Source organism: Leptotrichia sp. oral taxon 498, from assembly GCF_002240055.1.
Taxonomy (GTDB): domain Bacteria; phylum Fusobacteriota; class Fusobacteriia; order Fusobacteriales; family Leptotrichiaceae; genus Leptotrichia; species Leptotrichia rugosa.
On the sequence record NZ_CP016753.1, the window covers coordinates 1,637,606 to 1,651,894 of the forward strand.

Sequence of the window (14,289 nt, forward strand, 5' to 3'; positions counted from 1 at the left end):
TATTTAAATTATTTAATTAATGTCTTTTACAACTATTCCAACTTTTACTTATTTGTTTTATGGCTTTCGACTTGTGATAGTCTTCTGCCTCTGATCTAACTGCTGCAATTGCAGGACGTTCTCCATTGGTTGGTCCAAATAAATAGTGAGCACCTGCATATTGTCCAACTCCTTTAAGTACTCCAGCCCAATCCCTTTTACATGTCTTTTTCTTTGCTCCACCATCGATTGTCATTAGTTCCATTTCATTTAATTCCGTGATTTTCATGTTTACCACCTCGTAAAATAAATTTTAATAATTTTTTTAATTATTAATGAATGCATTATACCCTCCCCATATTTTATCAAGTTAATTTTTGTTCAATTTTAAAATAGTTTAAAATTATAATTAAAAATCAAAAAAGTTTAATTTTTTGTTTAAAATATCTTTAATATTAACATTTATAATAAATTTTTCTTTTTCAAAATTTAAAAACAAATTTACTTCCCTAATAAAAAAATAAAGAGCTCCTAAAAACCAGAAACTCTCTATTTAATTTAAAATAATTTATAATTAAATAACAAGTTAGAAATTACAATAACAAATATTACAAATAAGTACAATAAATTATTTTTTGTAAAAGTAACTAGACTTTTTCTATCTTCAATGTCTAATTTTAAGATTGAAAACATTTCCTTGTATTTTCCTTTTCCAAGTCCGATTACCAAAAATATTAGTAAAAAAATAATTAAAAATATGAAAAATAAACCAATTGACACTATAAGTATTTCAATTTTGAAAAATATTACAACCTGCGATATCTTTGTTAACGTATTTAATAAGAAGTGTAGCAAGATAGAATATTTTAATGAATATTTGTAAGCAATATAAGAAAAAATAATTCCTGTTAAGATTGCTGGAATAATCATATTTATATTAGAATGAGATACTCCAAAGAGAATCGAATTTACAATTATTGCTATTTTAATGCCATACTTTTTCAAATTATTCATTATAACTCCACGGAATACCATTTCTTCTAGTATAGGTGCCACACACAACGTCATTATTATATCAATATACAAAGGTCCTTCCACTAAAGTTGTCCGTTCTTTAAATTTAAATGTTAATGTAGTTAGTATATGGGAAATGTTTCCTACCCAAAAAGCCAATGCAAAATATATAATAAAATTTCTTATATTTAATTTTTCGTCTGTTTTAAAATATTTATATTTTTTATAAGTTTTTACAAAATAATATATTATTGGAAAACTGAGCATCCATCTATGTATTCTAAATATGAATACATATTGAAGTATTTTATTATCTGTAATTAGCGTTTTATTATTTACAAAAATCATAAAGACGAGATGAAATATATAAACTATAAATAGAACTAGAATACTCTCTTTTTTTGTATCTACTTTTAAATTTATTCTTTTTTTCAATTGCTACTGCCTCCAACTGCTTTTTTGTGATGTAGAGTTTACTTTAAAACCAGATTTAAGAATTATACTTGCTATATAATTAAAAAAGTTATAAAACTAATGTTAGATTCAAAAATTACAAAATCTAAAAAGACACTTAATTTTCAAAATTAAATTTATTCAAACGAAATCACCAATTTTTTCCGAAATGCAGCTGCCAATTTTTTTAATGTTTTTAGTGAAAGATTTGCATTTCCGTTTTCGATTTTACTTATATCTCCTTGTGTTATTCCAGTTAAGTCTGACAATTCCTTTTGTGTGATATTTTTATCCTTTCTTGCTTCAACAATTTCTTTTATAATTTGAAACTCTGCTTCAAGGCTTTCATGTTCTTTTCTAAATTCTTCATCTTTTAATTGTTCATCCAAAAAATTTTTGAAATATTTACTCATATCTTTCATTCCTTGTTATATTTTATACGATATAACTATATTTTCAAGAATTTTTAATAACTTTTTTTCATAATTCCAACAACATCTCTAACTTCATCAACCTTTTTAGTTGCAATTTCTCTCGCTTTTAATGCACCTTTTTTCAATATTTCGTTTACATAATCCATATTTTGCAAAAGTTCTTCTCTTTTTTTCTGAAATGGCGCAAAATAATCCATAAATTTGTCAAATAATTCAGTTTTAGCGTGTCCGTAACCAAAATTTCCAGCTAAAAATTTTTCTTTTAATGTATTTACTTCTTCTTCAGTCGCAAATAACGAATATAGTTTTGTTATGTTGTTATCTGGATTTTTAGGCTCTTCTAATGGTGTAGAATCTGTTACTATGTTCATTATTTGTTTTTTTAGCTGTTTTTTTGAGCCAAACATATTTATTACATTTCCGTATGATTTACTCATTTTATCTCCGTCTGTTCCTGGAACTGTTGCCACATTTTCAACTATTTTTTCTTTTGGCAATTTAAAAACTTCTTTTCCGTAAGTTTCGTTAAATTTTGTTGCTATGTCCCTTGTTATTTCAACATGCTGCTTTTGATCTTTTCCAACAGGAACTATATCTGGCGAATAAATTAGAATGTCACTTGCCATAAGTACAGGATAAGTAAATAATCCAACATTTGGTTTTATTCCTTTGGCAGTTTTATCTTTATAAGAATGAGCTCTTTCTAAAAGTCCCATCGGTGTTACATTTGATAAAATCCAAGAAAGTTCTGTGTGCTCAGGCACATCTGATTGTAAAAACAATGTCGATTTTTCAGGGTCAAGTCCCAAAGCTAAATAATCCAAAATGACATTTATTGTATTATTTTTCAAATCTTCTCCTTTTGGCGAAGATGTAAGTGCATGATAATTTGCCAAAAAATAAAAACCTTCATATTCATTTTGCAATTCCACAAACTGTTTTATCGCACCAAAATAGTTTCCTATATGCAATACTCCGCTGGGCTGAATCCCAGATAAACTTCTTTTCATAAAAACCTCCGTAATTATTTTTTATTTTATAAAATATTATAACATTAAAAAATTTTTTTGTAAAATATTTAAAAATAATATTTTTTACATATTTTTTGTGATTTATTTTTTTTTGTATTTTGAAAAAGTATTAAAAAATGTTATACTGTTTTTAAGAATAAAAATAAATTTTAATATTTTAAAGAAAGGAGATTTTTAATTTTGAAAAGAAAAAATATGATTTATTTTTTTATATTTTTTATTTTTCTTTTACTTACAAATTTAAGTTTTTCTGATGAAAAAGGAATTTTTTTAGAAAATCCGAAAGAAAATCTTGAGAAAATTTCTGATGAAAATGATAAAGATATTAAAGATATAAAAAAAGGTGATTTAAAAAAATTTGAGAAGAAAAATTTTTTGAAAAAAGAAGATAAAAATATAGATAAAAAAAGTGAAAATAAAAAAAATGAAATACCTCAAAAAGACAAGAAGATAGGTCTTGCACTTAGCGGTGGAACTGCAAAAGGACTTGCTCACATTGGAATTTTAAAAGTTTTGGACGAGGAAAAAGTTCCTGTGGAATTTATGACAGGAACGAGCATGGGAAGTATTATTGCAGGAATGTATAGTGTTGGCTATACTCCCAAAGAAATTGAAGAAATTGCAGAAAATATGGACTGGATGAAATTATTTAACGATAAAATTGAGCGACGGAATAAGGGAATTACAAGAAATATGATTGAAGATCAAAATTCAATTGTCTTGCCGCTTGGGAAAAAAGCAATGCCTAAACTACCAGTTGGCGTAGTTGGAGGAAAAACTGCAAGTCAGCAATTAAATGAACTTTTTTATGGTGCAATTGGAACTGATGACTTTACGAAATTTCCAAGAAAATTTGCGGCTGTTGCGACAGATTTAAATTCTGGAGAAGGAGTTATGATTACAAAAGGTTCGATTGCAACGGCTATTCGTGCGAGTTTGTCGCTCCCTTCAATATTTGCGCCAGTTAGAAGTGGCGATAGACTTTACATTGATGGAGGAGTTGTAAGAAATTTACCTGTGCAGGATTTAAAAGTTCTGGGAGCTGATTATACGATTGGAGTTAATGTCGGAGATGGATTTGTAAAAAGAGATGAGAATAAAATGAACTTGATTGATGTAATAACAGATTCATCAACAATTGCGGGTAGACAGGAAGTTGAGCGTCAAATTAGAATGCTTGATTTGTATATGAAACCAGATTTGGAAAAATTTGAGGCGTATGATTTTTCAAAAGTTAAGGAAATTATTGCAGCTGGTGAAAAAATTGCAAGAGATAATATTGATAAAATAAGAGAATTATCAAATCCTAAACTTTATGATGAGCTTGAAGAGAAAAGAAAAGAGTTTAGAAAAACTTGGACTGATGAATATAAAATAACGAGTATTGACATTGAAGGAAATAAAAAATATAAAGATAGTTATTTTAAAAAATTTTTACCGAAAAAACTTGGAAATATGAATCGGCTTGAAATGGAAGAAATTGTAAATGAAATTTATCAAAATGGGAATTTTACAACGGCATATTATGAAGTGAAAAATGACAAACTTGTGATTAATGTTCAAGAAAAGCCGAGCGATTATGTAACTTTGACTGGAAATGTGAACAACGAGGACAAAGCAACTATTAATTTTGGATTTCAAGGAAATAAAGTTTTAGGAGATATGAATGCCAGATATTCTTTAAACACAACAGTGGCGAATGAATACGGAGTTAATAACAGCGTAATTTTAGGAATTGGGAAAGACGATAAGGTATTAATCTTAGGAAAATTGGATTATAAAAGAGATATGATCTATAATCAAAATTCTGGAAATGGATATTATGACTTTGTAAATAAAAAATTTAGTGTGGAAACTGGGGTTGGATTTCAAATTTCAAAAAATTTATTACTTTTTGCTGGTGGAGGTTATCAAACTTCAAAAGTTGAAAAAAATCAAGACCCAAGCAAAAATGGAAAAAAGAGATTTCCTTTCTTTGAGACAAGTTTGACTTATGACACGAGAGATTCAGTTGAATCGCCTACGAGAGGAGTTTATTTGACTTCAAAATACACTTTTTCAAATTCAAAAGATGCAGATTTTAATGCATTATATCAAACAGGGGAAATAAATATTCCAATTGGTGAAAAAATAACAGTAACTCCAAAAGTTTCATATTTGACGGTAAAAGGGGAAAACATACCTGAAACATATGAGCCTAAATTGGGGGGAATAAAGACAGAAGATAATTCGCTTGAATTTTTTGGACTTCCTGCGGATAAAGTCAGAGGAGAGAGCATATTCGTCGGAAGTGTGAAACTGCAATATAATATTTCTAAAATTTTGTATGCGGATACAATGTATTCACGGGCTTACATTTCAAATGAAGGGTTTGATTTCGGAAGTCGGAAAAGAGAAAGTTATAAATTTGGATTTGGGATAAAAACACCGCTTGGACCTGGTTATTTTGGAATAGCGAAAGTTCCTGGAGAAACTTTGCGATACATTTTGAATTTTGGGTATAAACCTCAATAGTAAAAAATTTGAATTTTAATACAATTTTGGAGAAATAAAAAATGGGAAATTATGTATATTTTAACGGCAAAAATTGTGATTAAATCTTTTGAAAAGGCGAGTAAATTGGCAAATTATAAAGAGAAATTTGGAATGAATGCTGTGATTTTGAAAAAATAAAAAAAGGTTAAAAGTTTTTGTAATAAAAAGAAGGTTTTTAACAAAATAAAAAAATTAAATGTAAGAAGTGGAGAGAAAATGTATCATATAAAAGATAAGGAATTTATCAGAGGAAAAGTGCCGATGACAAAAGAAGAGATAAGAGCGGTAAGTATTGCAAAAATGGAAATTTCTGATGAAGATGTGTGTATTGATATTGGTGGCGGAACTGGCTCTGTGAGTATTGAAATGGCTAGATTTGCTAAAAATGGGCATGTTTACACGATTGAGCAAAAAGAGGAAGCTGTTGATTTAATAAAACAGAATATGGAAAAATTTGAGATAAAAAATATGACTGTAATTTCTGGGAAAGCACCAAAAGATTTACCACAAGGAATAACTTTTGATAAAGTGTTTATCGGTGGTTCAGGTGGAAATTTATCAGAAATTATCAATTATTCTTATGAAAATTTAAAAGAAGGTGGAATAATCGCTTTAAATTTTATCGTTTTAGAAAACACATTTGAAGCACTTGAATGCTTAAAAAAATCAAATTTTGAGGATATTGATATTTCTCAAATAATTGTGGCAAAAAATAGAAAAGTAAAGGATTTTAACATGATGATGTCAGAAAATCCGATTTATGTGATTTCTGCGAGAAAATAATATATAAAAAAATATTAAAAGGTAGTTTTTTATGAAATAGTCCAAGAACACTCGCAACTTTAGTTGTGAGATGAATTGCACGAAAATTTAGTAAGCATTATGGAAAAATTTTAGTAGATAAAATGTAGAATATATAATATAATATCTTTGATTGAAGACTGTAATGGAGTATTAATATTCTAAAGAAAAGTAAAGTTGTGGACTTAAATGTTGTCCTATACAATAGGGGCGAGCTGAACACGCCTAAAAGAATAAGGATAGTTGTTGTACTATCAAACTTCTTAGAAAATTTTTAAATATTTTTAAAGATTTTAGAACCCTGCGACTTTAGTCGTGGGAGGTTCAGTATGTTACAATATTGTTATCTCATTATGTTATTATGAATAATCAAAAATTTAAAATATGATGATTCATGAAACAAATGAAAAAATATTGGCTAAACTTTTCTAAATGTTATGATGAATGAACATTAAGATTGGTTAAGTGTATTAGTTAAAGTTGTGAAGGGAGAAATAAAATAATGGCTAAAATAGGTTGGATAGGATTGGGGCAAATGGGGACTCCTATGGTAGAAAATTTATTAAAAGCTTCTGTTGATGTGACAGTTTACAATAGAAGTTTTGATAAAACTTTACCACTTGTAGAAAAAGGAGCTAAAAACACAAAAAATGTGGAAGAAATTTTTGAATAAAATGACATTATATTCTTTATGATTTCAAATTACAGTGCGGCATTAGAAATTTTAAATGAAAATGTTTTATCAAAAATAAAGGGTAAAAAAATAGTAAATATGAGTACAATTTCACCTACTGAAAAGTAAAGCTGTAGGAAAACTTGTTATTGAAAATAATGGAAAATATATTGAAGCACCAGTATCTGGATCAGTAGGAGCTGCTACTGCTGGAGTTCTATTAATATTAGTTGGAGGAAATGAAGCTGATACCAAAGATTTATATTCAATTTTTGATATTTTAGGAAGTAAAACATATTATTTTGGAGAATTAGGAAAAGCAACTGGAGCAAAATTAGTATTAAATTCTTTACTTGGAATATTTGGAGAAGCTTATAGTGAAGTATTATTATTAGCACAAAATTTTGGAATAATACAGAAACTATTGTAAATGCTATTTTAGATTCTAGAATGAGTTCGGCACTATTTCAGGAAAAAAAAGATATGTTTACAAACAGAAAATATCCTGCGGCATTTATGTTAAAACATATAACAAAAGACTTAAAATTATCAAATGAAGAAATTGAAAATAGAAAATTATCATTACCGTTAATTGAAGATACAACTAAAAATTATTCAGAAGCTTTAGAACAAGGGTATGGAGAACAAGATATGGCGGCTATTTTTGAAATTTTAAGCAAGAAAAATGATTAAGCTAAAATAAGGAGATAAAATATATATTAAAAAATATCAGGAATATTTGCCTAATATTTTTAATTTTAATGGCTTGATTTTGGTTTTTATAAATACTATTTAAAAATGAAAAGATAGACTTCTTATTGCCTTTTTTAATAGATGTGTATACTGGATATAGATACTATAATCAAAATATGCAAAACTTTTTCTATAAAATTTTTAAGATATTAATTGTTTTTTTCTTATTTTATGGTATAATTAAATGAATGAATAAATTGTAATAATTATAAAAATATAAATATTTAAATTTAAAAAAAGAAAGGAGGCGCTACTTTTTAGAGTAATTTGACAAATATATGAAAATTTATTGTCAGTGCAATATGATAAATTAAAATTAAGTAGCGAAAAAAATGAAAAAAACACTACTATTAATCAGTTTGATTACCGTGTTATCTAGCTGTGGCGGAGGTGGAGGCGGAAGTTCGCAGACATCTCAAGCAACCCCAACGACACCACATTCAACTCAACCATCTCAAAATCCAGATCAGACTACTGGAAATATTGGAAGTAACGAAAGTTCAAGCATAGGACAAAATGCAGGAAACATTGGTGGAACAAATAATGGAAATAATAACAGACAGGTTGTACAACCACAGAATCCTGCATCGGAACCTCAGACACCTACAGTTGATAACCGTTTTCCAAAACCTGTTGATTCAAGAGAGATTACAGGGAAAGGAGTTAAGGTCGGAGTTTTAGATAGTGATTTTTTAAGCGGAAAAAATGCAAAAACAGAAAATTTTCATATAAAGGTAATTAATAGTTTTGGAATAGGAGATACTTTTGATAAAGTAATTGAAGAGGAATTTGGCGACAGAATGACAACACTTGCAAAAAATAATACAAAATCAACTGATAAAAGTGATCATGGTCTTATTGTTGCAACTATTTTAGCTGGAAATAATGGAAAAGGAGCAAAAAAATCAGAAGTATACGGAGCAAGTATTTCAAATGGTCCAGCATACCAAGTTGATATAGAATATTATAGACAAATGTATAATAATGGTGTAAGGATATACAACCAGTCGTTGGGGCACGAAAATGTTCAATTTGATAAGCCTCAAGGGATTTATATAGCACCTGATAAAACTAATGAATTTGACTATAAAAAACAATTTCAGCAAACGGTTTATATTCCTGATGGAAGTTACTCTGAGGAGCAATTAAAAAATAAAGCAGATGAAATTATAAAATTTTATGAAGAAGCAATAGAAAATGGATCGTTATTTGTATGGGCTGCAGGGAATAAGCCATTTTATGGTGTAGATTTTGAAGCGGGATTACCATATTATAATAGAAAACTTCAAAAAGGATGGATAGCAGTAGTAGGAGTAAAAGTTAACCCAGATGGAACAATAACTGATTATCCTAGTAGATTGGCACACGCTGGAGGAGCAGCTTACTGGTCTATTGCAGCAAATGGTGATTGCGAACTTCCTGGATGTAATAAACATGGTTCCTCTTTTGCTGCACCTAAAGTAACGGCAACTGCAGTAAAATTAAAAGAAAAGTTCCCTTGGATGACAGGGCATGAAATACAGCAGACAATACTTACTACTGCAGATAGAATATATGACTCAATGAATGAAGATGGTAAACTTAGTTTGAACTTTGGTTGGGGATTACTTAATGAAAAGAAAGCTCTAAAAGGTCCTGCTGAGTTTAATAACATACTTATTGTAGGTCCAAATGCTAATGCAGGAGGATTAAAAGGACAATTCAATGCTAATGTTGGAAATTCAATGACGTCCATTTTTGAAAATGATATTACAGGTGATGCAGGATTGAAAAAATCTGGTAATGGAACATTAATTCTAACAGGGAATAATAGTTATGCTGGAGATACTACCATAGATGAAGGAAAATTAGAAATATATGGAAATAATACTTCTGATATAACAATAAGTTCACAAGGGACGCTAGTAACGTATCCAACAGCTATAATAAATAAAAAGGATGGTGTTCCAAAAAGTGTTTACAATAATGGAGGAACTTTTGAAAACAGAGGTTCAGGAGCGATTATAACAGGAAATTACATAGCAACAGCTGGTTCTATAACAAAAGCAGAAATAGGTTCTAAACTTATAGTTAATGGAACAGTGAATTTAAATGGAGAGAGTGCAACATTACAAACTTTAAGTAATGGAAGATATATTACAGCAAAACCATTATCGATGACTGTGATTGAAGCAGAAAAAGGAATTGAAGGTAATTTTGGGAAAGTGGAAACACCTGAATTGGTTAATGGTACGACTGAAGTAAAAGGAAATAAATTAAGTGTGAAATTGAGTAGAAAAAATGTGTTAGATTATGTGAAAAAAATAGCAGGAACTGACGAGATGCAAGAAAATACGGCGCAAAATATTGAAACAGCTTTTCAAACATTAGATAAAAAAATTGAGAATGGAACATTGGAAAATGTTTCGCAGTTTGAGAAAAAAGCTGCAAAATTACAATCGCTTTCTTCTACAGCAAGAGCAGCAGTTTTAGACAGTTTATCAGGACAAATTTACGCATCAGCTCAAGCGTTGACTTTCGGGCATTCACAAACTGTAAATAAAGATTTGTCAAATAGACTTGTAATGCTTGGAACACTTGACAATGTCGGGGATAAATTTGGACTTTGGGTATCAGGTTTTGGTGCAAATGGTAAACTAAAACAAGACGGATATGGAACAGGAGACACAAAAGTATTTGGTGGACAAGTTGGAATTGACAAACAATTTGGTGAAAATTTAATTTTAGGGACAGCGTTATCTTATTCAAAAGCCGATGTTAAGTTTGACAGATACGGAGGAAAATCCGATGCAAATAATTTTGGTTTTTCGTTGTACGGAAGATTAGGTAACAAAAATAATCCGTTATATTTGCAAGGTCGTTTGGGAGCAGGATTTGTTGACAGTGATGTTGAAAGGGACATCATTTTAGGTAGTAATGATTATTCCCAAGCAAAGATTAATCATAATGACAAAGTCTATTCAGGGTACTTGGAAACAGGATATGATATAAAAAATAAAAATGGAGATTTTGTCGTAACACCATTTGTTGGGTTGACTCACGACACGGTTCAAAGAGGTTCATTTTCTGAAAAAGACAGCCAATTTGGACTTACAGCGGAGAAAAAAACTTATAATCAAACCGCAGCATTAGTAGGACTTAGAGTCGGAAAATCTGTAAATTGGAATAGTGAAAGCAAAACGACTTTCCAGGGATATGTAACACACCAAAAAGCTTTTAAAGATGAGGATTTGAGCTTTGATGCAAGATATACTGGACTTCCAGGAGCAAAATTCAAAGTAAAAGGTATTGGACTTTCAAAAAATAAAACTTGGGTAGGAGCAGGTGCACTAACTGAAGTAAATAAAAGTTTTGGATGGTATGTAAACTATGATGGCTCTATGGATAGCGGAAAAGGTAAAGGAAGTAACAATGTTTACACAACAGGAGTTAGAATTAATTTTTGATATGTTAAATTAAAAAAAATAATTGTAAGAAGTGAAGGCTTCTTGTTAAAAATTTAGAAAAAAGGAGAAATTTATGATTATAAAAAATGCAAAAATTTTTGACGGAGAAAAATTTATTGAAAAAAATACAGTTCTTTTAGAAAAAACACTTATAAAAAAAGTATTGAATTTTAACGAATTGACTGAAAAAGAATTGGTAGAAAATGAAATAGTCGATATAGAAGGAATGGTTTTGTCGCCAGGATTTATTGATTTGCAGATAAATGGATGTGGTGGAGTGCTGTTTAATGATGATATTTCTGAAAAAGGTTTAAAAATAATGAATGAAACTAACAAAAGATTTGGATGCACTTCGTTTTTGCCAACGCTAATCACTTCTCCTGATGAAAAAATTTTAAGTGCGATAAAAACTTTGGAAAGCATAAAAGACTTGGAAGAAATTGGAGTTTTAGGGCTTCATATTGAGGGACCTTATATAAGTGTGGAAAAAAAAGGGATTCATAGACCTGAATATATAAGGGTTCTTTCAGATGAAATTGTCCAAAAAATTTCAGACGCTGGAAGGAAAATAACAAGAATTATTACAATTGCACCTGAAAAAGCTAAAATAAAGCATTTGGAAATTTTAAGAAAAGCTGGAATTAAAATAAATATGGGACATTCTAATGCAACTTATGATGAATGTGAAGAAAAAAAAGAGTATTATGACGGAGCAACTCATTTATACAATGCAATGAGTCCACTAGAATCAAGAAATCCAGGAGTCGTGGGATTTTTATTCAATGACGATAAACTTAGCGCTGGAATTATTGTGGATGGGCTTCATTCAAAGTTTTGTGCTGTTGAAATTGCTAAAAAAATTATGAAAGAGCGATTATATTTGGTAACTGATGCAGTTAGTCCAGCTGGAACAACTGATATGAAAGAATTTATGTTTGAAGGTAACAAAGTTTTGTGCGTCGATGGCAAATGGGTTTCACCTAGTGGAACTTTGGGTGGATCAACTCTTGTTATGATTGATGGAGTTAAAAATTTAGTAAAATATGTGAATCAGCCTTTGGAAGAAGCACTAAAAATGGCAACTTCCTATCCAGCTAAATTTATTTCGGTAAACGATAGATATGGTTATATAAAAGAAGGATACATTGCTGATCTGACTTATTTTGACAATAATTTTAATATAAAAGGAACAATTTCTAAAGGAAATATCCAAAAATATTAAAAAATTTTTTAGTTTACTGTTGATTTTTTTTAAATTAAAGGTATAATTAAATTGTCGAAAGATTTTTATAAAATTAAAATGAAGAAGGAGGTAAAAAAATGGTAGGAATTATCATTGCCAGTCACGGAGAATTTGCTGCGGGTATTAAGCAGTCTGCTTCAATGATTCTGGGAGAGACAGAAGGTCTTGAATCAGTTGTGTTTATGCCAAGCGAAGGGCCTGATGACTTGTATGGAAATATTCAAAAAGCTATTGAGAAATTAGGAACAGAAGAAGTTTTATTCCTAGTTGATTTATGGGGAGGAAGTCCTTTTAACCAATCAAACAGATTTTTTGAAGAAAATCCTGAAAAAAGGGCAATCGTTGCGGGACTTAATTTACCAATGTTACTTGCGGCGTTGTCAGAAAGAGAAGATTATGATACAGCTCATGAAGTAGCCAAAGCCATTATTTCAGAAGCAAAAGACCAAGTAAAGGTGCGTCCTGAAGAGTTAGAGCCAAAGAGCGAAGGAAAAGCAGTGGCAGCATCTCAAGATGACACACCAAAAGGTGCGATTCCAGAAGGAACGGTTATTGGAGATGGGAAAATCAAGTTTGTATTGGCTCGTATCGACACTCGTTTGCTTCATGGACAAGTTGCGACAAGTTGGACAAAGGCAACAAATCCAAATAGAATAATCGTAGTTTCAGATTCAGTTTCAAAAGACAACATGCGTAAAAAACTTATAGAACAGGCTGCACCTCCAGGGGTAAAAGCCCATGTCATTCCGCTAAAAAAATTAGTGGAAGTTTCAAAAGATCCAAGATTTGGAAATACAAAAGCGCTACTTTTATTTGAAAATCCTCAAGATGCGCTAAAAGTAATTGAAGAAGGAGTTCCAATCAAAGAATTGAATATTGGTTCAATGGCTCATTCTGTTGGAAAAATTCAAATTAATAATGTACTTTCAGTAGATCAAAATGATGTGGAAACATATAAGAGATTAAAAGAATTAGGCGTAAAATTTGATGTCCGTAAAGTGGCAGCAGATAAGCCAGTTGATTTGTTTAAATTGATAAAAGAAAAAGAAAGTGAAGGTTTAAAACTTTAAAATTTTAAAATTATTAGGAGGGTATTATGAATTTCGGTATAATATCAATTGTATTAATATTGATTGTTGCATTTTTAGCTGGAATGGAAGGTATTCTTGACCAATTTCAATTCCATCAACCAATTGTTGCGTGTTCATTAATTGGGATTGCGACTGGGCATCCAACTGAATGTATCATGCTAGGTGGAACATTACAGCTTATGGCTATGGGTTGGGCAAATGTCGGAGCAGCAGTTTCGCCAGATGCGGCTCTAGCTTCAGTAGCTTCAGCGATAATATTTGTAAAAGCTGGAGAGTTTAATCAAGGTGGTATAAGTAATGCCATTGGAATTGCAGTAGCACTTGCAACTGTAGGTTTAGTATTAACAATGTTAGTTCGTACATTATCAGTAGTTATCGTTCACCAAGCTGATCGTGCAGCTGAAAATGGAAATTTTGCTGGAGTTGAGTTTTGGCATATAGTGGCACTTATTTGTCAAGGTTTACGTATTGCAATTCCTGCAATGTTATTGTTATTTATTCCGTCTTCTGCTGTTCAAGGTGCTCTAGGTTCATTGCCAAAATGGTTTACAGATGGAATGACAATAGGTGGAGGATTTGTAGTGGCGGTAGGTTATGCGATGGTAATTAACTTGATGGCTACTAAAGAAGTATGGCCATTCTTCTTCTTAGGATTTGCATTAGCTCCAGTAAAAGAATTAACTTTGATTGCAACAGGAATAATTGGAGTTTGCGCTGCAATTATTTACTTGAATGTAACTCAAAATAACAATGGTGGAGGAGGAAGTGGCGACAGTGGTTCAAAAGCTTCAGGAGATCCATTAGGAGACATACTAAATGATTATTAATTAGGAGGA

At 30.3% G+C, this 14,289-nt stretch carries 13 protein-coding genes; 9 read left to right on the plus strand and 4 right to left on the minus strand.

Annotated features, from left to right (window positions below):
• Window positions 1-16: 16 nt before the first annotated feature.
• From BCB68_RS08190 to trpS, 4 genes are all read right to left on the minus strand, one after another.
• Complete coding sequence (locus BCB68_RS08190; protein ID WP_157697377.1) at window positions 17-235, minus strand: hypothetical protein; 219 nt, start codon at window positions 233-235, stop codon at window positions 17-19.
• Window positions 236-537: 302 nt separating this feature from the next.
• The gene (locus tag BCB68_RS08195; RefSeq protein WP_094080332.1) at window positions 538-1,428 is read right to left on the minus strand and encodes a CPBP family intramembrane glutamic endopeptidase; all 891 of its coding nucleotides are present in this window, start codon (window positions 1,426-1,428) and stop codon (window positions 538-540) included.
• A 155-nt stretch (window positions 1,429-1,583) separates the two neighbouring features.
• Window positions 1,584-1,859 carry a helix-turn-helix domain-containing protein gene (locus tag BCB68_RS08200; protein ID WP_094080333.1) on the minus strand — a complete coding sequence of 92 codons (276 nt, stop codon included), beginning with the start codon at window positions 1,857-1,859 and terminating at the stop codon, window positions 1,584-1,586.
• A gap of 53 nt (window positions 1,860-1,912) precedes the next feature.
• Window positions 1,913-2,890: a tryptophan--tRNA ligase gene (trpS, locus tag BCB68_RS08205; RefSeq protein WP_094080334.1), complete on the minus strand. Its 978-nt coding sequence runs from the start codon at window positions 2,888-2,890 to the stop codon at window positions 1,913-1,915.
• Window positions 2,891-3,091: 201 nt separating this feature from the next.
• On the opposite strand from trpS, the gene BCB68_RS08210 reads away from it, so the two are divergent.
• From BCB68_RS08210 to BCB68_RS08240, 9 genes are all read left to right on the plus strand, one after another.
• Window positions 3,092-5,425 carry a patatin-like phospholipase family protein gene (locus BCB68_RS08210; RefSeq protein ID WP_237048605.1) on the plus strand — a complete coding sequence of 778 codons (2,334 nt, stop codon included), beginning with the start codon at window positions 3,092-3,094 and terminating at the stop codon, window positions 5,423-5,425.
• A 237-nt stretch (window positions 5,426-5,662) separates the two neighbouring features.
• The gene (gene cbiT / locus BCB68_RS08215) at window positions 5,663-6,229 is read left to right on the plus strand and encodes a precorrin-6Y C5,15-methyltransferase (decarboxylating) subunit CbiT (RefSeq protein WP_094080335.1); all 567 of its coding nucleotides are present in this window, start codon (window positions 5,663-5,665) and stop codon (window positions 6,227-6,229) included.
• Between the two features lie 520 nt (window positions 6,230-6,749).
• Complete coding sequence (locus BCB68_RS10725) at window positions 6,750-6,920, plus strand: NAD(P)-binding domain-containing protein (RefSeq protein WP_216639344.1); 171 nt, start codon at window positions 6,750-6,752, stop codon at window positions 6,918-6,920.
• A 169-nt stretch (window positions 6,921-7,089) separates the two neighbouring features.
• Window positions 7,090-7,350, plus strand: coding sequence for an NAD(P)-binding domain-containing protein (locus BCB68_RS11065; RefSeq protein WP_442915280.1), 261 nt, complete (start codon window positions 7,090-7,092; stop codon window positions 7,348-7,350).
• Between the two features lie 20 nt (window positions 7,351-7,370).
• Window positions 7,371-7,613 carry an NAD-binding protein gene (locus BCB68_RS10735; RefSeq protein WP_216639345.1) on the plus strand — a complete coding sequence of 81 codons (243 nt, stop codon included), beginning with the start codon at window positions 7,371-7,373 and terminating at the stop codon, window positions 7,611-7,613.
• A gap of 392 nt (window positions 7,614-8,005) precedes the next feature.
• A complete protein-coding gene (locus tag BCB68_RS08225) occupies window positions 8,006-11,119 on the plus strand; it encodes an autotransporter domain-containing protein (RefSeq protein ID WP_094080336.1) in 3,114 nt (1,037 codons plus the stop codon).
• Between the two features lie 73 nt (window positions 11,120-11,192).
• Window positions 11,193-12,341 (plus strand): N-acetylglucosamine-6-phosphate deacetylase, encoded by a 1,149-nt coding sequence (gene nagA / locus BCB68_RS08230; protein ID WP_094080337.1) that lies wholly within the window; start codon window positions 11,193-11,195, stop codon window positions 12,339-12,341.
• Between the two features lie 98 nt (window positions 12,342-12,439).
• Window positions 12,440-13,432 carry a mannose/fructose/sorbose PTS transporter subunit IIB gene (locus BCB68_RS08235; RefSeq protein WP_094080338.1) on the plus strand — a complete coding sequence of 331 codons (993 nt, stop codon included), beginning with the start codon at window positions 12,440-12,442 and terminating at the stop codon, window positions 13,430-13,432.
• A 26-nt stretch (window positions 13,433-13,458) separates the two neighbouring features.
• The gene (locus tag BCB68_RS08240; protein ID WP_094080339.1) at window positions 13,459-14,280 is read left to right on the plus strand and encodes a PTS mannose/fructose/sorbose transporter subunit IIC; all 822 of its coding nucleotides are present in this window, start codon (window positions 13,459-13,461) and stop codon (window positions 14,278-14,280) included.
• The last annotated feature ends 9 nt before the right edge of the window (window positions 14,281-14,289 follow it).